Annotated in this window: 24 protein-coding genes; 14 read left to right on the plus strand and 10 right to left on the minus strand. The window is 72.8% G+C overall.

Annotation, left to right across the window (positions count from 1 at the left end; genetic code table 11):
• Positions 1-92: 92 nt before the first annotated feature.
• Positions 93-1,280 carry a glycosyltransferase 87 family protein gene (locus FKD65_RS18105; RefSeq protein WP_168221085.1) on the plus strand — a complete coding sequence of 396 codons (1,188 nt, stop codon included), beginning with the start codon at positions 93-95 and terminating at the stop codon, positions 1,278-1,280.
• Here the strand turns inward: FKD65_RS18105 and bluB are convergent.
• Positions 1,174-1,803, minus strand: a complete 630-nt coding sequence (bluB, locus tag FKD65_RS18110) for a 5,6-dimethylbenzimidazole synthase (protein WP_141578618.1) — start codon at positions 1,801-1,803, stop codon at positions 1,174-1,176. The two genes, FKD65_RS18105 and bluB, sit on opposite strands and share 107 nt — an antisense overlap.
• Positions 1,804-1,958: 155 nt before the next feature.
• Here bluB and FKD65_RS44310 point away from each other — a divergent pair, with 155 nt between their 5' ends.
• The 4 genes from FKD65_RS44310 (at position 1,959) to FKD65_RS18125 (ending at position 4,652) form a co-directional block, all read left to right on the plus strand.
• Complete coding sequence (locus FKD65_RS44310; RefSeq protein WP_168221086.1) at positions 1,959-2,111, plus strand: hypothetical protein; 153 nt, start codon at positions 1,959-1,961, stop codon at positions 2,109-2,111.
• A 233-nt stretch (positions 2,112-2,344) separates the two neighbouring features.
• The gene (locus FKD65_RS18115; RefSeq protein WP_141578619.1) at positions 2,345-3,289 is read left to right on the plus strand and encodes an LLM class flavin-dependent oxidoreductase; all 945 of its coding nucleotides are present in this window, start codon (positions 2,345-2,347) and stop codon (positions 3,287-3,289) included.
• A complete protein-coding gene (locus tag FKD65_RS18120) occupies positions 3,286-3,948 on the plus strand; it encodes an alpha/beta fold hydrolase (RefSeq protein ID WP_141578620.1) in 663 nt (220 codons plus the stop codon). Before FKD65_RS18115 ends, FKD65_RS18120 begins: the two co-directional genes overlap by 4 nt.
• A 20-nt stretch (positions 3,949-3,968) precedes the next feature.
• A complete protein-coding gene (locus tag FKD65_RS18125) occupies positions 3,969-4,652 on the plus strand; it encodes a winged helix-turn-helix transcriptional regulator (RefSeq protein WP_141578621.1) in 684 nt (227 codons plus the stop codon).
• Between the two features lie 49 nt (positions 4,653-4,701).
• On the opposite strand, the gene FKD65_RS18130 is transcribed toward FKD65_RS18125, so the two are convergent.
• The gene (locus tag FKD65_RS18130; RefSeq protein WP_141578622.1) at positions 4,702-5,544 is read right to left on the minus strand and encodes an SMP-30/gluconolactonase/LRE family protein; all 843 of its coding nucleotides are present in this window, start codon (positions 5,542-5,544) and stop codon (positions 4,702-4,704) included.
• A gap of 141 nt (positions 5,545-5,685) precedes the next feature.
• On the opposite strand from FKD65_RS18130, the gene FKD65_RS18135 reads away from it, so the two are divergent.
• Together FKD65_RS18135 and FKD65_RS18140 are read left to right on the plus strand one after the other, a co-directional pair.
• Positions 5,686-5,925, plus strand: coding sequence for a hypothetical protein (locus tag FKD65_RS18135; RefSeq protein WP_141578623.1), 240 nt, complete (start codon positions 5,686-5,688; stop codon positions 5,923-5,925).
• A complete protein-coding gene (locus tag FKD65_RS18140; protein WP_141578624.1) occupies positions 5,922-6,311 on the plus strand; it encodes a hypothetical protein in 390 nt (129 codons plus the stop codon). The genes FKD65_RS18135 and FKD65_RS18140 overlap by 4 nt, the downstream gene beginning before the upstream one ends.
• Positions 6,312-6,325: 14 nt before the next feature.
• Here FKD65_RS18140 and FKD65_RS18145 read toward each other — a convergent pair whose 3' ends face one another.
• Complete coding sequence (locus FKD65_RS18145) at positions 6,326-8,632, minus strand: MMPL family transporter (RefSeq protein WP_168221087.1); 2,307 nt, start codon at positions 8,630-8,632, stop codon at positions 6,326-6,328.
• 71 nt (positions 8,633-8,703) lie between these two features.
• Between FKD65_RS18145 and FKD65_RS18150 the strand changes: the two genes are divergently transcribed.
• Positions 8,704-9,333, plus strand: a complete 630-nt coding sequence (locus tag FKD65_RS18150) for a TetR family transcriptional regulator (protein ID WP_141578626.1) — start codon at positions 8,704-8,706, stop codon at positions 9,331-9,333.
• A 79-nt stretch (positions 9,334-9,412) separates the two neighbouring features.
• Here the strand turns inward: FKD65_RS18150 and FKD65_RS18155 are convergent, their stop codons facing one another.
• The 6 genes from FKD65_RS18155 to FKD65_RS18180 form a co-directional block, all read right to left on the minus strand.
• Positions 9,413-10,147: an alanyl-tRNA editing protein gene (locus tag FKD65_RS18155; protein ID WP_141578627.1), complete on the minus strand. Its 735-nt coding sequence runs from the start codon at positions 10,145-10,147 to the stop codon at positions 9,413-9,415.
• A gap of 40 nt (positions 10,148-10,187) precedes the next feature.
• Complete coding sequence (locus tag FKD65_RS18160; protein ID WP_240810214.1) at positions 10,188-10,553, minus strand: DUF2516 family protein; 366 nt, start codon at positions 10,551-10,553, stop codon at positions 10,188-10,190.
• 170 nt (positions 10,554-10,723) lie between these two features.
• Complete coding sequence (locus FKD65_RS18165; protein ID WP_141578628.1) at positions 10,724-11,179, minus strand: hypothetical protein; 456 nt, start codon at positions 11,177-11,179, stop codon at positions 10,724-10,726.
• Positions 11,176-11,616 (minus strand): helix-turn-helix domain-containing protein, encoded by a 441-nt coding sequence (locus FKD65_RS18170; protein WP_240810215.1) that lies wholly within the window; start codon positions 11,614-11,616, stop codon positions 11,176-11,178. The genes FKD65_RS18165 and FKD65_RS18170 overlap by 4 nt, the downstream gene beginning before the upstream one ends.
• 173 nt (positions 11,617-11,789) lie before the next feature.
• Positions 11,790-12,086, minus strand: coding sequence for a YiaA/YiaB family inner membrane protein (locus FKD65_RS18175; protein ID WP_141578629.1), 297 nt, complete (start codon positions 12,084-12,086; stop codon positions 11,790-11,792).
• Between the two features lie 84 nt (positions 12,087-12,170).
• Positions 12,171-13,214 carry a neutral zinc metallopeptidase gene (locus FKD65_RS18180; RefSeq protein WP_141578630.1) on the minus strand — a complete coding sequence of 348 codons (1,044 nt, stop codon included), beginning with the start codon at positions 13,212-13,214 and terminating at the stop codon, positions 12,171-12,173.
• Between the two features lie 42 nt (positions 13,215-13,256).
• On the opposite strand from FKD65_RS18180, the gene FKD65_RS18185 reads away from it, so the two are divergent.
• From FKD65_RS18185 to FKD65_RS18210, 6 genes are all read left to right on the plus strand, one after another.
• Positions 13,257-15,044 (plus strand): DUF2207 domain-containing protein, encoded by a 1,788-nt coding sequence (locus FKD65_RS18185; protein ID WP_240810216.1) that lies wholly within the window; start codon positions 13,257-13,259, stop codon positions 15,042-15,044.
• A 61-nt stretch (positions 15,045-15,105) separates the two neighbouring features.
• Entirely contained in the window at positions 15,106-15,594 is a 489-nt protein-coding gene (locus FKD65_RS18190; RefSeq protein ID WP_141578631.1) for a hypothetical protein, read from the plus strand.
• Between the two features lie 180 nt (positions 15,595-15,774).
• Complete coding sequence (locus FKD65_RS18195; RefSeq protein WP_302931607.1) at positions 15,775-16,479, plus strand: FadR/GntR family transcriptional regulator; 705 nt, start codon at positions 15,775-15,777, stop codon at positions 16,477-16,479.
• Positions 16,476-17,723 carry an MFS transporter gene (locus FKD65_RS18200; RefSeq protein ID WP_141578632.1) on the plus strand — a complete coding sequence of 416 codons (1,248 nt, stop codon included), beginning with the start codon at positions 16,476-16,478 and terminating at the stop codon, positions 17,721-17,723. The genes FKD65_RS18195 and FKD65_RS18200 overlap by 4 nt, the downstream gene beginning before the upstream one ends.
• 42 nt (positions 17,724-17,765) lie before the next feature.
• Entirely contained in the window at positions 17,766-18,167 is a 402-nt protein-coding gene (locus FKD65_RS18205) for a hypothetical protein (protein ID WP_141578633.1), read from the plus strand.
• Between the two features lie 422 nt (positions 18,168-18,589).
• On the plus strand, positions 18,590-19,021 hold the full coding sequence (locus tag FKD65_RS18210) for a hypothetical protein (RefSeq protein ID WP_141578634.1): 432 nt from the start codon (positions 18,590-18,592) through the stop codon (positions 19,019-19,021).
• A gap of 125 nt (positions 19,022-19,146) precedes the next feature.
• On the opposite strand, the gene FKD65_RS18215 is transcribed toward FKD65_RS18210, so the two are convergent.
• Positions 19,147-19,740 (minus strand): dihydrofolate reductase family protein, encoded by a 594-nt coding sequence (locus tag FKD65_RS18215; protein ID WP_141578635.1) that lies wholly within the window; start codon positions 19,738-19,740, stop codon positions 19,147-19,149.
• Positions 19,741-19,795: the final 55 nt, after the last annotated feature.

Raw genomic sequence — 19,795 nt, forward strand, 5'->3', positions numbered from 1 at the left:
GGAGGCGTAGTCCCACGGGCCACAGGCGCCTTTGGCGAATGTGTCCGGCGGCCCGATGCGCGGTGAACGGCCCCGGCGGCACCGTTACCGGAATGAAGCGCCGGGCGCCATTCCTCCTTGCTGTCGAAGTCCTCGCGATCGTCGTTTTCTCCGCCGTTTACGACTCCCTGGATTTCCGCATCTACTGGCTGGGCGGCCATGCCGTCACGGAAGGCTCCGGCCTCTACCGGGCGCAGCTGGCCGACCACTACTTCACCAACACGCCCTTCATGGCCGCGCTGTTCGTCCCGCTCGCCGAACTGCCGCTCCTCCTTGCCCGCATGCTGTGGCAAATGGCCTCGCTGGGAGCCTTCATAGCGGCGTGCGCGCTGACGGTGAGAATGGCGGGCCGCAGGGTGCCCCTCGTGCCCGTGGTGGCGGCGGGCCTGCTCCTCCAGCCGGTCTGGCAGTCGTTCTTCCTGGGCCAGGTCAACCTCTTCCTTCTCGCCCTGGTCCTCGCCGACCTGCACCGGATCGCCCGCGGCCGTCCGGCCGGAATCGGCATCGGGCTGGCGACCGCGATCAAACTGACGCCGGCCGCCTTCGTCGTCCTGCTCCTGCTGAGCCGGCGGACGAAGGACGCCGTGACGGCCACCGCGACCTTCGCCGTCTGCACTCTCCTCGCCTACGCCGTCGCCCCGGACGCGTCCCGCCTCTACTGGCTGCACACCTTCTACGACACCTCCCGCGTGGGCGTCCCGTACATCAGCAACCAGTCCCCCTATGGCGCTCTGGCCCGCGTATCGGGAGGAACGGCCGAGATCGGCGGCTGGTACACGGTGGTGCCGCTGACCGCCGGCATCTCCGGGCTCGCGCTCGCCGCCGCCTGGGCGAGGCGGGGCGACTGGCTGAGCGCGACGGCGGCCGCCGGCGCGACCGGCCTGCTCGTCTCCCCGATCTCCTGGGCCCACCACTGGGTGTGGATCGTCCCGGCCCTCGCGGTGCTCCTGCGGAACGGCCACCGCAAGAGCGCGGCGGCCGCCTTCGTCCTCTTCGCCGTCTCGCCCCTGTGGTGGACGCCTCACGGCGGCGGTCCGCGCGAGTACGGCGTCCACCTCCTGCTGGCCCCGGTCGCCAACTGCTACCTGCTCGCGGGCCTCGCGTTCCTGGCCTACATGGCCCTCCGCCTCCGGGTCACCCCGCCGGTTCCGTCCAGCGGTCGTGATGGACCGCCGCGTCCAGTGCCCTGCGCCGCCGCCAGCCGTGCCGTTCGAGATCCGGAACGGGTTCCAGGTGGGTGACCGGGCCGAGGCAGAGCCACGCGACCGGACGGATCGTCTCCGGGATGCCGAGCAGGCCGCGCAAGTAGGGCTCCCGGTAGAACGACACCCACCCGACGCCGAGGCCCTCGGCGGTCGCGGCGAGCCACAGGTTCTGGATGGCCAGGCACACCGAGTACAGCCCCGCGTCGGCGATCGCGTGCCGCCCGAGGACCGCCGGGCCCCCGCGCTCGGGATCGTAGGTGACCACGATCGACAGGCTCGACTCCAGGACCCCGTCGATCTTGATACGGGCGAAGCGCTCGGCGGCGGCGCCCGCCAGGGTGGCGGCGAAGGCGGCGCGCTCGGAGCGGACGTGCTCGTGGAAGGCCCTCCGGATCGCGGGATCGCCCACGAGCACGAAGTCCCACGGCTGGGACAGCCCGACGCTCGGCGCGGCGTGCGCGGCCTCCAGGACCCGGTCGAGCACATCGCGCGGGATAGGTGCACCGGTGAACTCGCCGCGCACGTCGCGCCGGCGGTGGATGACGTCGTAGAGGTCCATGCCAGGCGATTGTGCCGACCCCGCAACCCCCCACCGCACACCGCTCCCCGCTCGTCCGCGTCCCGGATTGCGGCCCAGCGTGATCCTCGGACGGTCGGCTCGTAGGAGCGTCGCCGTTCGACTGGGACGCCAAGCAACCGAAGGGAGCACCGAAAATGGGCCAAGGAGACGTCACGCCCCAAGAGGCGCGAGAGGCCGCCGACAAGGTCCGAGCCACAAGCCCCGAACTCGCCGCGCAACTGGACGCGGAGGCCCGCCGCCTGGAGGCGCACGAGCTGATCGCCGAGCAAGACCGGCAGCGCGGCTGAGGAACGGCCGGTGGCATCGCCACCGGCCGAACACCGACGGCGGGAAGGGGTGCCCCCTTCCCGCCGTCCCCTTTCGTGTGCGGCCCCCGGCAGCGCTCGTTCAGGGACGCCCGGCGCCCGGCGCCCGCCATGCCGATCGCGAACACCAGCGGTTTCCTGTTTTTGAAGTAGATACTTCAAAAACAGGAAACAACTGGCTAGGCTCGGGCCGTCGCGGACGGTCGGGAGGCGGGATGGCGGGGTTGCGGGTCGGGTACGTGCTGCCGACGCGGGAGCAGGACATGTCGGGCGAGCACGACCCGGGGCGGCTGGTGGCCCAGGCGCGCCGGGCGGAGGAGCTCGGGCTCGACTCGGTCTGGGCGGGCGAGAGCCCGGTGACCCGGCCGCGCGCCGACCCGCTGCTGCTGATGGCCGCCGTGTCGCAGGCCACCGAGCGGATCACGCTCGGCACGGCGGTGCTGCTGCCGGCGCTGCGGCACCCGGTGCTGGTGGCGCACCAGCTCGCCACCCTCGACCGGCTGTCGGGCGGGCGGCTGGTCGCGGGCATGGGCGGCGGGTTCCCCACCCCCGCGACCGAGGCCCAGTTCACGGCGGTCGGCGCCGGGTACGCACGCAGGCTCGGGCGGCTGGAGGAGTCCATCGAGGCGATGCGGCTGCTCTGGAGCGGGGCGGCCGTCTCCCACCGGGGCGAGCACTTCGCGTTCGAGGACGTCCGGCTCGCTCCCCCGCCCGCTCGTCCGGGAGGGCCGCCGATCTGGCTGGCGGGGAGCGGCGGGCCCGCGCTGCGCCGCGTCGCGCGCCTCGCCGACGGCTGGCTCCCCTACCCGCCCGACCCCGCGACGTACGCGGAGGAGCACAAGACGGTCCGGGAGGCGGCGGCCCGTCCGGTCACCCCCGCGCTGTACGCGACGCTCTGCCTGGACGACGACCCGGAGAAGGCGCGGCGGAGGCTGCGGACGAGCATCGAGCGCTACTACAACGCGCCGCTGGAGTTCGTCGCGTCGATCCAGACCGTCTTCGCCGGGCCGCCCGGACAGGCCGCCGACTGGCTGGCCGGCTATGCCGAGGCCGGCGCCCGCCACCTGGTCGTCCGGCTGGCGGCCGAGGACCACGACACGGCACTGGAGGAGTTCGCCGGCCGGCTGCTCCCCCTGCTGCGCGGCAAGGAGATCCGATGACCACGTTCGTCCTCGTCCACGGCGCCTGGCACGGGCCCTCCGCCTGGGAGCGGGTCGTCCCGGCGCTCGCCGCCGCCGGAGCGCGCACGCTCGTCCCGGACCTGCGGGGCGACCACGGGCTGCACGACCACGCCGGCACGGTCGCCGCCGCCGTCGGCACCGTCCGCGACGAGTGCGTGCTGGTCGGGCACAGCTACGCGGGACTGGTCGTCCGTGAGGCCGCCGACGCGCGGCCCGAGGCCGTCGACCACATCGTCCTGGTGGACGGCTGGGCGGGCCCCGACGGCGCGAGCCTGTTCGGCCTGGCCCCCGACTTCTTCGTGGAGGCGATGCGCAAGGCGGCCGAGGCGAACGGGGACGGGCGCTTCATCCCGCCCCTGCCCCCGGCGCTGTTCGGCGTCACCGACGAGGCGGAGTGGCTGGCGGAGCGGCTCGTCCCGCAGCCGCTGCGGACCTTCACCGAGGCCACCCGCCTGAGCGGCGCCGTGGACGGGATCCCCGGGACGGCCGTCCACTGCGAGCCGCACACGTTCCCCTTCCGGGAGTTCGGCGCGTCCCTCGGGTACCGGACGGTTCCGATCGACGGCCCGCACGACGTGATGGTCACCGATCCGGAGGCGATCGCGCGCGTGATCCTGGAAGCGCCCGGCCCGGGGTGACGCGCGCCTAGAGTGATGCGGTGGAACAGCGAACGTACAACCAGTACTGCGCGACGGCGCGCACCCTCGATCTCGTGGGCGAGCGCTGGACGCTGCTGCTGGTCCGCGAGCTGCTGACCGGGCCGAAGCGGTTCGGCGATCTGCAGGCCGGCCTGCGCGGCCTCGGCACCGGGCTGCTCGCCGCCCGCCTGAAGCTGCTGGAGCGCGAGGGCCTGGCGCGCAGGACCGTGCTGCCGCCGCCCGCCCGCACCCCCGCCTACGCCCTCACCGAGGCGGGCGAGGAGCTCGGGCCCGCGATCCTTGCGCTGGCCCGGTGGGGCCTGAAGTGGGCGATGGACGAGCGGCGCCCGGACGAGACGTTCCATCCGGGCTGGGCGCTGCTCGGGCTGCAGGCCTGCTTCGACCAGGAGGCGGCCGCCGGGCTGCGCGCGGTGTACGAGTTCCGTGTCGACGACGAGGTCTTCCACGCCCGGATCGACGACGGCGCGATCGAGGTGCTGCACGGGCCCGCCCAGCGCCCGGACGCGACCGTCACCATGAGCGAGGAGGCGTTCCTCGGCCTGGTCGGCGGCCGCGCCCTCGGCCAGGCGATCGAGGACGGCTCCGCCTCGGTGTCCGGCGACGAGGAGGTCCTGCGCAGGCTGAAGGACCTGTTCCCGCTGCCCGCGCCGCGGCCCCGCCGAGCGGACGACCAGGCAGGCTGACCGGGGCTCGGCGGCGGGGCCGAGGCGCGGACCGGACCCCAGCGGTCGGTCAGGGGCGTCCGGCGCCCGGGACGTCGACCTCGACCGTGAGCACCCGGCCGCTGCCCGGCACCACCATCTCGGCCTCGGTCATGCCGCGCCATTCGGCGGCGGTGACGAACAGCGTGGTCCCCTCCGGCCCGCCCAGGACGCAGGCGAAGCCTCCGCGGTCGAGTTCGACCGTGCGCAGCACCTCCCCGCCCTCGGCGACGCGCACGCACCGCCGGTTGGGTACGTCGGCGTACCAGACGGCGTTCTCCGCGTCCGCGCAGATGCCGTCCGGGGCGCCGTCGCCGAGGTCCGCCCAGACCCGGCGCCCGGACAGGCTCCCGTCCGCGCCGATGTCGAAGGCCACGAGACGGCTCGCGTAGGAGTCGGCGACGATCAGCGTGGAGTCGTCGGCCGTCACGGTCATGCCGTTGGGGAACGCGATGTCGTCGGCCACCTCGCGCACCGAACCGTCCGCGTCCACGAAGACGACCGTCCCGGGCGAGGTGACCTCCCCGGCCATCGGGTCGAAGCCGACGCGGTTGACATAGACGCCCCCGCGGCCGTCGACGACGATGTCGTTCCACCCCGGCCGGCCAAGGTCGGCGTGCGTGACGAGGGAGCCGTCCGGTTCGCGGCGCAGCAGCCGCCCGTCCTCCGACGAGACGATCAGCAGCCGGCCGTCGGGGAGCCAGGCGGTGCACAGCGGGAGCGACTTCACCCGCGCCACCACATCGGCGGCGCCGTCCAGGCCCACCGAGACGACCTCGCCGGCCGACCAGTCGGAGAAGTACAGCCTGCCGTCATGCCAGCGCGGCGACTCGACCAGTCCGCGGCCGTCCAGCAGCGTCCGCATCTCGTCCATCTTCCTCACCATCCTCCTCGGGCACCGATGTTCCACCCCCTACACGAACGGCCTCCCGCCGGATCGACACCGCACCGCCAGATGTCATCCAGAGGACCCGAGTACACACTGAAGGGCCCTTGAGTGTGTATCGTGTGCTCCATGGCGAGACTCAACATCACGCTGCCCGACGAGCTTGCCGCCACGCTCCAGGGGCTCGCCGAGGACAAGAAGATCGCCTCGGTGTCGGGGTTCCTCGCGGACGGCGCGCGGCTGAAACTGGCCTACCTGCGGGACGCGTCCACCATCGACGACCTGTTCGGCCCGCCGAGCCCGGACGAGCAGGCGATGGTCGACCGGCTGGTCGAGGGCGGCCCCTCGGCCCGCCGGGACGTCGCGTGATCACCGGTCACGTCTTCGACGCGACCGCACTCCTGGACCTCGCCACCGGCAAGACCGTCTACGTCCGCGCCCGGCTCCGCGCGTCCATCGCCCAGCACGCCACGATCGTCATCCCGGCGACGGCGCTCGCCCGCGCCTGGCAGCTCGTCCCCGACCACGGCCGCGCCGTGCTGGAGCGCCTGCCCGGCATGCAGGTCGTGCACGTCGACGACCTCGACGACGTGATCGCCCAGCAGACCGGGCTGCTGGTCACGACGATCCCGAACCTCGGCATGGACGCCGCCCAGGCGGCCTGGTCGGCCCGGTGGCGCCGCTGGCCGCTGGTCACCGCCGACCCCGGCCTCTACGAGGCCGTGCCCGGCGTCCGCGTGGAGCAGATCCCCTAGCACCGGCCGCCGGTCTAGGTGATGAGCTCCAGTTCGAGCTGCTCGTTGACGGGCTCCGGAGGCGGCGGCGTCGGGCGGGAGCGGCCGGGCCACCACCAGTTGGCGTGGCCGAGCAGGCTCATCAGCGCGGGGACGAGCATGAGGCGCACGATCGTGGCGTCCATGGCGACGGCGACGGCCAGCCCCAGGGCCATCATCTTCACCATCGGGTCCGGCTGCGGGACGAAGCTGGCGAACACGAAGATCATGATGAGCGCGGCCGAGGTGATGAGGCGGGCGGTGACCCCGATGCCGGTCACGACGGACTCGTGCGGATCGCCCGTCCGGTCGTACTCCTCCTTGATCCGCGACAGCAGGAAGACCTCGTAGTCCATGGACAGCCCGAAGATCAGGGCGAACATGAACAGCGGGATGAACGACATGATGGGGATGGCCTGGTCGACGCCGAACAGCTCGACTCCCCAGCCCCACTGGAAGACCGCCGTGACCACCCCGAACGAGGCCCCGATCGACAGCAGGTTCATCAGGGCGGCCTTCACCGGGACGATGACCGACCGGAACGCGACGACCAGCAGCAGCAGGGCGACCCCCACCACCGCGACCACGACGACCGGCATGCGCTCGCCGACCGTGGTGGCGATGTCGATGATCGCGGGGTTCTCGCCGCCGAGGTAGATCCGGGTGCCCGGATGGGCCTCCCGCACGTCGCGGATCTCCGTCTTCCGCAGGCGGTGGACGAGATCGGTCGTCGACTGGGCGTGCGGGGCGTCCCTTGGGATGACCTGGACGATCGCCGTGGTGCCGGTCACGGCGGGCTCCCCGACGAACACCACGCCCGGCGCCTCGGAGAGCTTCTGCCGCAGCTCCTGGCCGACGAGGACCGCGCGCTTGTCGGGCTTCTTGTCCGGGTCCGGCGCGCCCTTGGGAAGCGACGGCTTCGGGGACGGGCTCGGCTCGGGCGCCGCCGGACCCGTCAGGCCGGACAGTCCCTCGCCGGCCCTGACCGTCGGCACCACGCGCTTCGGCTCGACGGTCTTCTCCGCGCCCGGCACCTTCGCGACCACGACGAACGGGCTGTAGTGTCCCGCGCCGAACTCCCGGGCGACGATGTCGTAGGCCTGCCGCGCCTCCATCTTCGGCGACGACATGCTGTCGGCCATCACGCCGAACCGCAGGCTGAGCGTCGGGATGGCCAGGGTCAGCAGGACCAGGCTCGCGACGACGGCGTAGGGCCAGGCGTGGCGGTCGACGTGGCGTCCCCAGGCCGCCCAGCGGCGGGAGCTGCGGTCGGGGCGCGTCCGGGGCAGCCGGTACCGGTCGATGCGCGGGCCCAGGGCCCCGAGGACGGCCGGGAGCAGGGTCAGCGCGGCGGCGACCATGATGGCCACGGTCAGCGCGGCGGCGATCCCGATGCGGCCGATGAACGCGATGCCGGACAGGAACAGCCCGCAGATCGCGAACACGACGGTGCCGCCGGCGAACACGACCGCGTGGCCCGAGTGCGCCATGGCGCGCCCGACCGCGGTCTCGACGTCGTCTCCCTCGGCGAGCTGCTGCCGGTAGCGCGTCACGATGAACAGGGCGTAGTCGATCCCGGCGCCGATGCCTAGCATCGCGGCGACCATCGGCGCGGTCGGCGCGATCTGGAACATCGACGCCAGGAAGTGGATCAGCGAGTACGCCACCACCATCCCGCACAGCGACACCACGATCGGGATGCCCGCCGCGAGGAACGAGCCGAACGCCAGCAGCAGCACGACCATCGCCAGCAGGATCCCGACGCCCTCCTGCGGCCCGCCCTTGGGCTGGTTGAGGATCATCGCGGTGATCCCGCCGAACCTGACCTCCAGCCCCGCCATCCGCGCGGGCTCGACCGCCCGGTTCAGCGCGTCGAGGTCGGCGTGGTCGACGTCGCTCATCGTGCCGGTGAAGTTGAGCCGGACCACGACGGCGTTGTCGTCCTTCAACCCGCCCAGCCCCTGCACGTACGGGTTCTCGACGTAGGCGACCCTCTTCAGCCTGGAGATGTTGTCGATCGACTGGCCGACGGTGAGCGCCACCCGCCAGTCGGCGGGGCTCGCCTCGCGGGTCTCGTGGAACACGACGGTCGCGGTCGGCCCGGTCATCGCGGGGAAGTCCTGCCGGAGCGTGTCGAGGGCGCGCTGGGTCTCGGTGCCGGGCAGCGTGCTCTGCTGGACGAACATGCCCCCGTGCATGACGCCGAGGACGCCCGCGCCGAGCATGAGGGCGACCCAGAGCTCGAACACCGCGCGGCGCCTCCGCACGCAGAGCCGTCCGAGCACCCCCAGGAATCGCGCCATGACGGCAGAGAACACCCATCCGTGCATTTTTGCAATAGATGCAAGTTTGCAGTCGTGGTAACGTCCGTCACATGGAGGAGGACGGCGACCGCCCGGGCCTGCGGGAGCGCAAGAAGATGCGCACCCGGCAGGCCATCGCGACGGCCGCGCTGCGCCTGTTCGCCGAGCGCGGCTACGAGGAGACGACGATCGCCGACATCGCCGCCGCCGCCGACGTCTCACCCCGCACGTTCTTCAGCTACTTCCCCTCCAAGGAAGACGTGATCTTCGCCGAGATCGACGACCGCCTCGCCGAGGTCGCCGAGCGACTGCGGCCCACCCCCGGCGAGACGCCCGTGGCGACGCTCCGGCGCAGCATCGTGGACGTCCTGGAGGCCGTGGTGTCCGAGCACCGCGACTACGGCCCCGTCCAGATCCGCCTCATGCTGGAGCGCCCCGGCCTGCGCGCCCGGGCGCTCCAGCGCATGAACGACACCCAGGAGGCGATCGAGGCGCTGCTGCGCGAACTGTGCCCCGGCATCTCCGAGATCGACGCGGTGGCCGCGGCCGGCATCGCGGTCGGCGGCATGCAGGCCGTCATCGCGCACTGCCGCCGCGAGGGCTACGACCCCGTCTCGATGCGAACCGCGCTCGACCGCGCCGTCGACCTGGTCGAACACGGCCTGGTCTCGGTGGACGCCCTGTCGCGTCCCTCCCCCTGAGCCGCCGGGCACCGGCCGGCGGAGGCGCCCGCCCCCGGTGCCCGGCTCACCCGTTGAAGCTCGGCCGGCGACTGCCGCGCTAGTCGGTGATCTTGATGCGGAGGCGGCGGAAGCCGCGGCCCTTGTTCTCGACCTTGGCGACCGTGAGGCGGCCGATCTGCTTGGTGGAGCCGACGTGGGTGCCGCCGTCCGCCTGGGTGTCGAGCCCGACGATGTCGACGATCCGCACGTCCTGGACCTCCGGCGGCACCAGGTTCGTGGCCGTCCGGATGATGTCGGGGATCTCGAACGCCTCGGCGCGGGGCAGCGTCCTGACGTCGATGCGCCGGTCGGCCTCGACCTCGGCGTTGCACGCGTCCTCGACGGCCTGCTTGAACCCGGGCGGGACCTCGCGCAGGTCGAAGTCCATGCGCGCGGACAGCGGCTCCATGTTCCCGCCGGTGACGAGGCAGCCGTAGTCGCGGAACACGACACCGCAGAGCAGGTGCAGGCCGGAATGGGTGCGCATCAGCGCGGTGCGCCGCTCGTTCTCGACCGCGCCCCGCACGACGGTGCCGACGGGCGGAAGCGGATCGCCCTCCTCGGGGATGAGCACGAGGTCGTCGCCCTTGCGGACGCCCGCGATCCGGGTCTGGACGCCCTGCCAGAGGAGCACCCCGTGGTCCGGGGGCTGGCCGCCGCCGCCCGGGTAGAAGGCCGACCGGTCGAGGACGATGCCGTCCGGGCCCGCTTCGAGGACGACCGCCTCCCACTCCCGCAGGGCCTGGTCGTCCAGTTCCAACCGCGTCGTGCGGCCCAGGGTCTCCGTGCTCATGCCGTCACCCTAGGGCCGTCATCGGGGGGAGCGCAGGTGATCACCAGGGGCCGTAGGGGCCCTGGCGGGAGCCGCCGCGGCCGCCGTTGTTGCGCTTGTAGGGGCCGACGGCCGGACGGACGTCGGCGAGGTAGACGGCGGCGGCGATGAACGCGGCGACCGGGAGGATGCCGAGCAGCAGCGCGATGGGGCTGGCGCCGAGCGCCACCGGCGCGACCGCGTACGCGGCGCCGACCACCGTCGCGACGATCAGAATGATCATCCACAGCTTCTTGCTCTGCTTGCTCGCCGCCGCGTAGGCGTCGACGGGCACGGTGAGCGAGTCGATGAGGGCCCACGCCTCCATCGCGAACGCGATGATCAGCAGCAGCCAGAAGAAGTAGTCCAGCACGTTGAAGCCCGACATCGGCGATCAGCGCTCCTGCTCGTCTCGGAAGGCGACTCCTGGTCGCACGCGGGTCAGCCTGCCCCAACCCTACGTGCACCGTCCACCGGCGCGGCCCGATGGACCAGGCACTTGCAGAGACGACGGAGCCCGGCCGGGTGTTCCCGGCCGGGCTCCGTCGTGTGGCGCCGTTACTTCTTCGTGGTGGAGCGGGACTGCCCGGTGGCCCTGCTCTGCGCCGTCCTGCGCTGCGCGGTGCGGGTCTTCGGGGCCTGCTTCTGCGCGCCCCGGTCGGCCGCCGAGATCTCGGCGACCTCGACGGCCTCGCGGTGCACGACCTTCTTGCCGCGCTCGGCGAGCTCGTCGATGAACTCGAAGGCGCGGGTGCCGAAGTGCGTGGCGTACGCGACGGCGGCGCCCGGCAGGTCCTTGGCGTCCACCCGCTGCTGGTACCGGGAGACCTCGCCGCGGTAGCGGTCGACGGTCTCGCGGACCTGCCCGCGGTAGCGGTCGACGGTCTCGCGGACCTCGCCCTGGTACCTGGTCACCTGCTCGGGGACCTCACGGATCTTCTCCACCGCGAAGTCGCCGGCGCCGGCCACGGCGTAGACGGCCTTGTTCTCGCGGAGGTTGCTGGCCAGCGTCATCCGACCTCATCCCTTCCATTGCGTTCTGGTCCGGCCTGCTGCGGGCCGGTCTGTTCGGGCACGGCGGGCTCGGCGGGCCCGGCGACGACGCCGCCGGCCTCGTTCTCCTTGAGGAACGACGCGTAGATGTCGAGCAGGACCTGCTTCTGCCGCTCCGTCAGGACGAGGTCGGCCCGGACGGCGGCCTGCACGTCGGTGTCGGCCTCGCGCTCCTCGAGGATGCCGGCCTGCACGTACAGCGCCTCGGCGGAGATCCGCAGCCCCTTGGCGATCTGCTGCAGGATCTCGGCGCTCGGCTTGCGCAGGCCGCGTTCGATCTGGCTCAGGTACGGGTTGGAGATCCCGGACACGTCCGCGAGCTGGCGAAGCGAGATCTTCGCCCGCGTGCGCTGCTCCCGGATGTACTCCCCGATGGAGCCGACCTTCGAACTCGCCATGTCTCCACTCTCCGTCATGGTGCTTGCTATTGCAAGCACCATAGCTAGCACTTCGTGGTGAAACGCCTCACATGCCGGAAATGCCAGCTAGATCGCTCCATCGCCCCTGGTCCGACGGTCGCGCGCCGCCGTCCCTCAGGAACGGCGGCGCCGGGTGCGGGACGGGGACGGGGTCACGCGGACGGGGTGGCGAACGGGTCGTGCTCGGCGAGGAGCTTGTCGAGCCGGGCCTGGTCGACCCGGGTGCTGATGGCCTGGGTCTCCTGCCGGTCGCGGACGCACTTGGCCAGCGTGAACGTGGACGTGATCACGTACAGCAGGCCGATCGCCAGGAAGGCGCGGACCCACGCGCTGACGGGCAGGTAGGCCACGCCGACGCCGACGGCGATGCTGGAGACGGCGAACGAGATCGCCGCCTGGACGAAGAACGCGGCGGACCCGGCCTGAGGGGGCGGCTTGGAGGTCGTCATGGGACGAGCCTGCGTCCCGGCCTCCTCCAGGGCCTGAGTACCGGTACTCAGGCGCCCGTGTGCGAGGAACTCAACGTCCGGCGGTCAGCTCACCTTGGAGGAGGGAGCGACCCAGGTGTTGCAGACCCTCAGCTCGCGTCCGTTGAAGCCGGTGACCACCCAGCCCGCGTAGTGGCGGCCCGAACCGTGGTCGCGCTTCTCCGGGGGACGGCGGTCGTCGCCCCTGCCCAGCACGTCCCTGACCATCGCATCGTACTGCTCGCGGGTCATCGGCAGGGTGCTGCGCTCGCTGCCGAGGAACGCGCCCGCGAAGCACTGGGCCTGGAGTTCGATGCGGCGGCTCGCCTCGGTGCGGGTGGCGGTGTCGCCGGTCTCCATCTGGCGGTCGCCGTAGAGCAGGATCCCGGCCCGGTCCTGGACGTGGTGCCCGTACTCGTGCGCGATCACCCGGGCGTAGACGGCGTAGTGGGACAGCGGCTCGCCGCCCGAGGTCTCCACGACGTGCCGGAGCCCCACGTACATCGTGTTGTTGGCGGGGCAGTAGAACGCGGACGCGCCGGGCGCCGGGTAGGAGCCGCACGGGCTGCGGCCCGGTTCGACCCAGAACACCCGGTCGGGCCTGTCGAACGGGATGCCCGCCTTGGTGAACTGCTTGGCCCACGCCGCGTCCAGGCAGTCGCTCAGGGTGTCCATGAACCCGCGCATCGACTCGGCGGACGGCTGGATCCGCGGCAGGCGGCAGCTCACCGACGTCAGCGCGCCCGTCCGGTAGATCTTGCTGTTGGTCGCCTTCTCGCGCGGCGTCGAGGGGCCGCCGGACGTGGTGGAGGTCCCGGTGCCGCCGACCGCGTCCCGGCTCCCGCTGACGAACGAGAGCGCGAGGATCACCAGGACGACAAGGGAGGTGAGGCCGCCGAAGATGCCCGCGATCGTCCCGCCCGCGCTGCGGCGGGGCGGCGGGCGCAGCGGGACGTACCGGTACTGCGGAGGCGGCCCGTAGGCAGGAGGCCCGTACCCCGGAGCGCCGTACGGCGGTCTCCCCTGCGGCGGCCCACCGTAGGGCGGCCGGCCGTAGGGCGGCGCCGGGGGCCGCGGCGGAGGGGGCGGCGGGGGGTAATGACCTGCCATAGCGCAGAATCATCGCACGCATTCCCGATACCATTTGCGGCCATGTCTGCTCTTGCGGCGATGTTCCGGTCACGTCCGGCGGCCCTGGTGCTCTCGGCGGCGGTGGCCGTGCCCCTGCTGACCAGCACGTCCGCGGCCGCGTCCCAGGCCGGCGGCACGGCGTCCGGGGCCGGTGCGCCCAGGGCGGCGACGTCCGCCCTGGCGGCGGAGCGGGTGCTGAAGGACGACGTCGTCCTCACCGCGGGCGGCGGCGGCACGGTCAGGGTGAAGGAGACGATCGTCTACCGGTTCGCCGGGCACGACGGCTTCCAGCGGACGTACCCGACGCGGGTGCACGAGAGCGTCACCGAGGACCGCGTCTACAGGATCGAGAACCTGCGGGCGGCCAGCCCGGACGGCGGCCCGTCCAAGGCCACGTCCTCTCCCAAGGGCCTGAACACCATCGTCAAGGTCGCGGGCGACCGGAAGCTGACGGGCGACCACACGGTCGTCCTGGAGTACCAGGTGCGCGGCGCGATCACCCGGATGGGCGCGGCGGAGGAGCTGCGCTGGCCGGTGGTCGGCGGCTGGAAGGTCCCGCTGGACGAGGCGAAGGCGGTCGTCGACGGCGGCGCGATGATCCGCAACGTCAACTGCTTCACCGGCCCGATCGGCAGCACGATCGGCTGCACGCAGTACTACACGAACCACACGCACACCCAGGGCGTGTTCGCGCAGCAGGGGATGCTGCCCGGCGAGTACCTGACCGTCGTCGCCGGCCTGCCCGCCGGGACGACGGGCGGGCACGCCATCTACGAGCGCCGGCACACGGTCGCGACCGCGTTCTCCGTTAACGCCGTGACCGGATCGGCGCTGGCCGGCCTGCTGGTGCTGCTCGTGGGCGGCGTCGCCGCCCTCTACCTGCTGCGCGGGCGGGACGCGCGGACCGTCGGCAAGCGGGCCGCCGAGGGCGACCAGGTGCCGGTGGCGGGGTCGGAGTTCGAGCCGCCGAACGGGGTGCGCCCCGGCCAGATCGGCACGCTGATCGACGAGCAGGCCGACGTGATCGACGTGACCGCGACGATCGTCGACCTCGCGGTGCGCGGCTACCTGCTGATCGAGGAGGAGGACCGGGCCGTCACCGGCCGCCTCGACTGGACGCTGCGCCGCCTCGACCGCCCGCAGACCGACCTGCTCCCCTACGAGCGGATCCTGCTGGACTCCCTGCTGACCGCGCCGGACGGGACCGCGCTCGACGCCGTCGCGCTGTCGGCCCTCGGCGGGACGTTCGCGACGAAGCTGGCGCAGGTCAGGTCAGCGATGTACGACGACGTGGTGAAGCAGGGCTGGTTCGCGCGGCGGCCGGACACCGTCCGGTCCCGGTGGACGCTCGCGGGCATCCTCGTGACGGTGCTCGGCATCGGCGGGACGGTCGCGCTGGCGCTCACCACCGAGTGGGCGCTGGCCGGGCTCGCGCTGATCATCGCGGGCGCGGCGCTGGCGTACGGCGGGCAGTACATGCCGGCGAAGACGTCGCGGGGCGCCACGGTCCTCGCGCACACGATCGGTTTCCGCGCGTTCCTGGAGCGCGGCGCCATCCCGGACGACGGGTCCATGGCGGCGCGCCAGCGGATCGCGCTGTTCTCGCGTTTCCTGCCGTACGCGGTGGTCTTCGACCTCGTGGCGAAGTGGGCGGAGACGGTGAAGGACGCGGGCGAGCGCGCGGAGGGCGCCGACAACCTCTACTGGTACGAGGGCCCGGCCGAGTGGGACCTGTCGAAGTTCGCCGAGTCGATGCGCACGTTCACGCTGGCCACGTCGGGTTCGATCTCCCAGTCGCGCGGGCTGTGACGGCGCCGGGCGGTTAACCGCCTGACGCGGGGTAAAGCGTGGGGCGAGGAGGTGTCGCCTCATGGTCGCCAGCGCGGTGCTCGCCGCCCCCGGGCTCGCCGCCCCCGGGCTCGCCGCCCCCGGGCCGAGCGGCTCCCTGCGCGGCGGCTCGGCCCTCCTCGGCATCGCGTTCACCGGCCCCGAGGGCAGCCAGTCCGACCGCCTCGGGGACGCCTACTTCCTGGCAATCGGCCCGGCCGTCATCTTCGTGGCGCTCATCGCCTGGGTGACGGTCGTCCTCATGACCTCGCGCAAGCGCCACCGCTACCCGCACACTCCCGACGGCCTCCCGCACCGCGGTCCCGTCATGGGCGGGGTGATCCTCGGCAGCCCGTCCCAGCGGACGCGCCGCGACCCGGCCCCGTCGGTGACGCACCGGGAGGTCATGGCACACATCGAGCAGGCGCGAGCGGAGGAGGAGGCCGCCCGCGCGGCGGCCGAGGCGGTGCGCGGCGGCGCGGGGCGGCACACCGGCCGGCGCCGCAGGCTCGGCCTCCCCAGACTGCGCTGAGCGGGCGCCGCGCAGAGGACCCGGCGCCCGCCGGACCCGGCTCCCCGCACCCGTGTCCGTCCGGCGGGCGCCGCCGGAAGCCCGTGGTGACCGCTGAGACCCCTCCCAGCGGTCACCACGGGTCCACCAAGGAATCGGCCTCTTCGTAAGATGTCTGACATCTTACTTTGGAGGCCTTTCGTGGGGTTGAATCCCGTACCGAGCGGGTCGACGGTGGACGCCGTGCTCGACCAGCTCCAGGCGCAGATCAGCGGGGGCGCGTGGCCGGTCGGCCGGCGGATCCCGGCCGAACTGGAGCTGGCCGCGCGGCTCGGCGTGAGCCGTCCGGCCGTCCGGGAGGCGATCCGGGCGCTGTCGCACGTCGGGGTGCTGGAGGTCCGGCGCGGAGACGGGACGTATGTGCGCAGCGGCTGCGACCCGCGCCCGCTGCTGCGCCGGGTGTCCCGCGCCTCCGCGCGGGACGTCTTCGAGGTGCAGCTCGCGTACGACGTCCAGGCGGCCCGGCTGGCGGCGCGCCGCCGCACCGGCGAGGACCTCGCGCGGCTGGAGGAACTGCTGCGCGCCCGCGACGAGGCCACCGAGCCGGACGCGTTCGGCGCCGCGGACGCCCGGTTCCACCTCGGCGTCGCGGAGGCGTCGCGGAACCCGGTGCTGATCGAGGCGATGCGGTTCTTCATCGACCGGCTGCACGAGTCGATGCGCGCGATCAGGCTGGACCACGAGGTCCCCGAGGCGGGCCCGGCCCGGCACCGCGCCGTGCTGGACGCGATCGCGGCGGGCGACCCGGAGGCCGCCGCGTCGGCCGCCGCCGCCGTGGTGGAGCCGACCCTCGCCGTCCTGGAATCCCTGCTCGGCGGTGTGGGCACCGCCGGGGAGGAGGCGTGACCGCGAGGCGCGCCGGGCTCGCCGGCGCCCTGCTGATGATCGTCATGCTGGCCGTCAACCTGCGGCCCGCGGTCGCGGCGGTCGGACCGCTGCTGACCGAGATCAGCGACGACTTCCATCTGTCGGGCACGGCGGCGGGCGCGCTCACCACGCTGCCGCTCGCCTTCTTCGGCTCCTACGGGCTCGTCGCCGCCTTCCTGCGGCGCCCGCCGCGTCCCGAGACGCTGGTGGTGTGCGCGATGGCGCTGCTGGTCGCCGGGCTGCTGCTGCGGCTGCCGGGCGGCGCGTTCCCGCTGTTCGCCGGCTCCCTGGTGGCGGGGATCGCGATCAGCATCGGCAACATCGCGATGCCGGCGATCATCAAGCGGGACCACCCGGCCCACATCACGACGGTGACGGCGGTCTACACGGTCGCGATCTCGAGCGGCGCGAGCCTGTCGTCCGGATTCGCCGTGCCGGTGGAGAACCTGTTCGACGCCACGTGGCGGTTGCCGCTCGGCCTGCTCGCGATCCCGGCGGTGCTCGCGGGTGCGCTGTGGCTGCCGAGGGCGCGGCGGGCGGCGCGCGCGGCCCGGTCGGCCCCGCCCGCTGCCGCGCCGACCGGTGTCGCGGCGCTCGTCTGGCGGTCCGGGCTCGCCTGGAACGTCACGGTCTTCATGGGCCTGCAGTCGCTGCTGGCCTACGTGGTCCTCGGCTGGCTGCCGACGATCTGCCAGGACCGCGGGATGGACGAGGCGACCGCCGGCTACGTGCTGGCGCTGGTGGCGGCGATCCAGGCGGTCGGGTCGCTGGCCGTCCCGGTGCTGGCCCGCCGGACCCGCGACCAGCGCCCCCTGGTGATCGCCACGGTGTCGCTGACCGCGCTGGGCTTCGTCGGCGTGACCTGGGCGCCGATCGCGACGGTGTGGATCTGGACGGTGGTCCTCGGACTCGGCCAGGGCCTCGGCTTCGCGACCGCGCTGTCGTTCATCGGGCTCCGCGCCCATGACGCCCACGTCGCCGTCCAGCTGTCGGGGATGGCGCAGGGCGTCGGCTACGTCATCGCGGCGCTCGGGCCGCTCGCCCTCGGCGCGCTGCACGACGCCACCGGTGGATGGACCGTTCCGATGCTGGGCGTGCTTGCCGTCTCCCTCGCCCTGGCGATCCCGGGCCTGCCGGCCGGACGGCTCCGCACGGTGGGCGCGCCCGCTGCCCCGGATCCCGAGGTGGTTAATACGCACATCAGCGGACACATCCCTAAATGACCCTGCGGGGGGCCGATTCACGCCATCGGGAGGTGGTCCGCCTTGCTCACCACGATCGTCGCCGACCCTGTGCTGGCGGACACGGCCCCCACGGGTGCCCGCTACTTCGCCTGGATCATCCCGTTCCTGATCGTCGCGGCCCTGATCGCCTGGGTGTACGCCACGCGCGCCGCCTCGTCCCGGAAGGTGCATCCGCAGCGCAGGAACGACCAGACCAACTGGCGCGGCATGGAGCAGGGCGGCTACTACACCTACCGGCCGGGGATGTTCTCGCACAGCTACCCGCCCACCAAGGAGGGCCAGCCGGAGGAGTTCCGCAAGGACAACCCCCAGCCGGGCCGGGAGCCGAAGAAGCCCTGGCCCGAGGGCGTCTGCTACGAGCAGACGATCTACAAGGAAGAGTTCGAGACGCTCAGGGCGTCCCAGGGACCCGAGGCCCACTAGGACGTCTCGGCCCCCGGACAAGTGATCGTCCACGCGGCGTCACACCCGGTGCGACTACCGGGCGTGACGCCGCTTCTTGCTGTCTCCGGCGGAGTTCGACCCTGTTAACCAGGCGGAACACGGACCTCACCCCGACGGGACAGCGCACCCGCGGCCTCCGTTGGTAACTTTCAGTAGTCACTTGATCGCGAGAAGTGACCACGCGCCCTCTCGCCGCCTTGGCTCCCCGCGACGCTCCCGGCCCGCCATCGGGCCGGTGCGGCCACGTGACCGCCGCAGACGTCAGCGAAGGCGCACGCCGCCGGCCCGATGATCGCGAAGGAGGAGTACGGGCCGGGCGAGGGCTCCGCGGAGAAGCGCCCCACCGGGGTCATCGAGTCACGCAACCGCCGCTCGACGCGGCGAAACGGATGGAGAAGATCATGCACAGCACCGCGAAGGTGGCCGGCAGTGCGCTGGCCGCAGCCGTCACCGCCGGCCTGCTGGCCGCGGGAGCCACGGTCGGCGCCCATCCATCGGCGACCGCCAGGGCCGTCGCGCCGCCCGCACCCGTCCCCACCAAGGGCGCGGCCGTGACCACCAAGGCCGCCAAGTCCCTGCCCCACACGTCCCTGATGAAGCGGACCGCCACGCGCATCGCCCTTGACGGCTGGTCCGCCGACCACGTCTGGCACAACACCGTCTACTGGACCGCCAACGTGCGCATCTACTCGGGCCGCTACGGCGCCTACACCAGGTGCAGCGACGGCAGCACGCGCTACGGCCCGCTGCAAGGCCCCGGCTACTGGAAGTTCGGCGGCAACTGCCTGGGAGCCGGTTCCCTGACCGGCTTCGGCGTCTACGGCAGCGGCTGACCGGAAGCCCGCTCCGTTCACCACCCCACCCCAGCGGTCCCCGGGCGTCGCCCGGGGACCGCTCCCGCGTGACCGCGCCCCCTGAGGCCGCCAGAGCGCCTGGCCGCCGGCGGACATCCGGTCCGCTAGGAGGCCGGGACGCCGGAGTCCGCCGCGCGGGTGTAGGTGGTGACGACGAGCCCGGAGTCGAAGGCGCGCGTGGCACCGGGGGTGAACGCCGCGACGGCGAAGGGGCCGTCGAACAGCGGGATCCCGGAGCCGATCACCATCGGATGGCGCTTGACGACCAGCGCGTCGATCTCGTCCACGAGAGCCCCGGCGAGCCTGCCGCCGCCCGCGAGCCAGATGTCGAGCCCGTCCCGCCGCTTCAACTCCCGGACGAGGCCGGCCGGATCCTCCGCGACGACCGTGACCGCGGGATCGTCGATGCCGAGCGTCGTCGAGACGACGTACTGCTCCAGATGCGGATACGGGCTGGTGATCCCCGCGGTCAGGGCGGGCTCGTAGGTGCCGCGCCCCATGACGACCGCGTCGAAGTGCCGGTTCGGGGCGGCCGCGATGCCGAGCGGGCCGCGGACATGGGCGGGCAGGGTCTCGGGGTACTCGTCCACGATCATCTTCGCCGGCTCCCCCTCGAAGGGGAGGAAGTCGTACTGCCCGTCCGGCCCGGCGATGTAGCCGTCGAGGGTGGCGGCGACGTAGTAGACCAGCCTGCGCATGCGATTGCCCCCATCACCTGAATCGAAGTACTCCACATGGAGTGGTTTGAACTTA

Source organism: Actinomadura sp. WMMA1423 (genome assembly GCF_006547145.1).
In the GTDB taxonomy this organism is placed as follows: Bacteria; Actinomycetota; Actinomycetes; order Streptosporangiales; family Streptosporangiaceae; genus Spirillospora.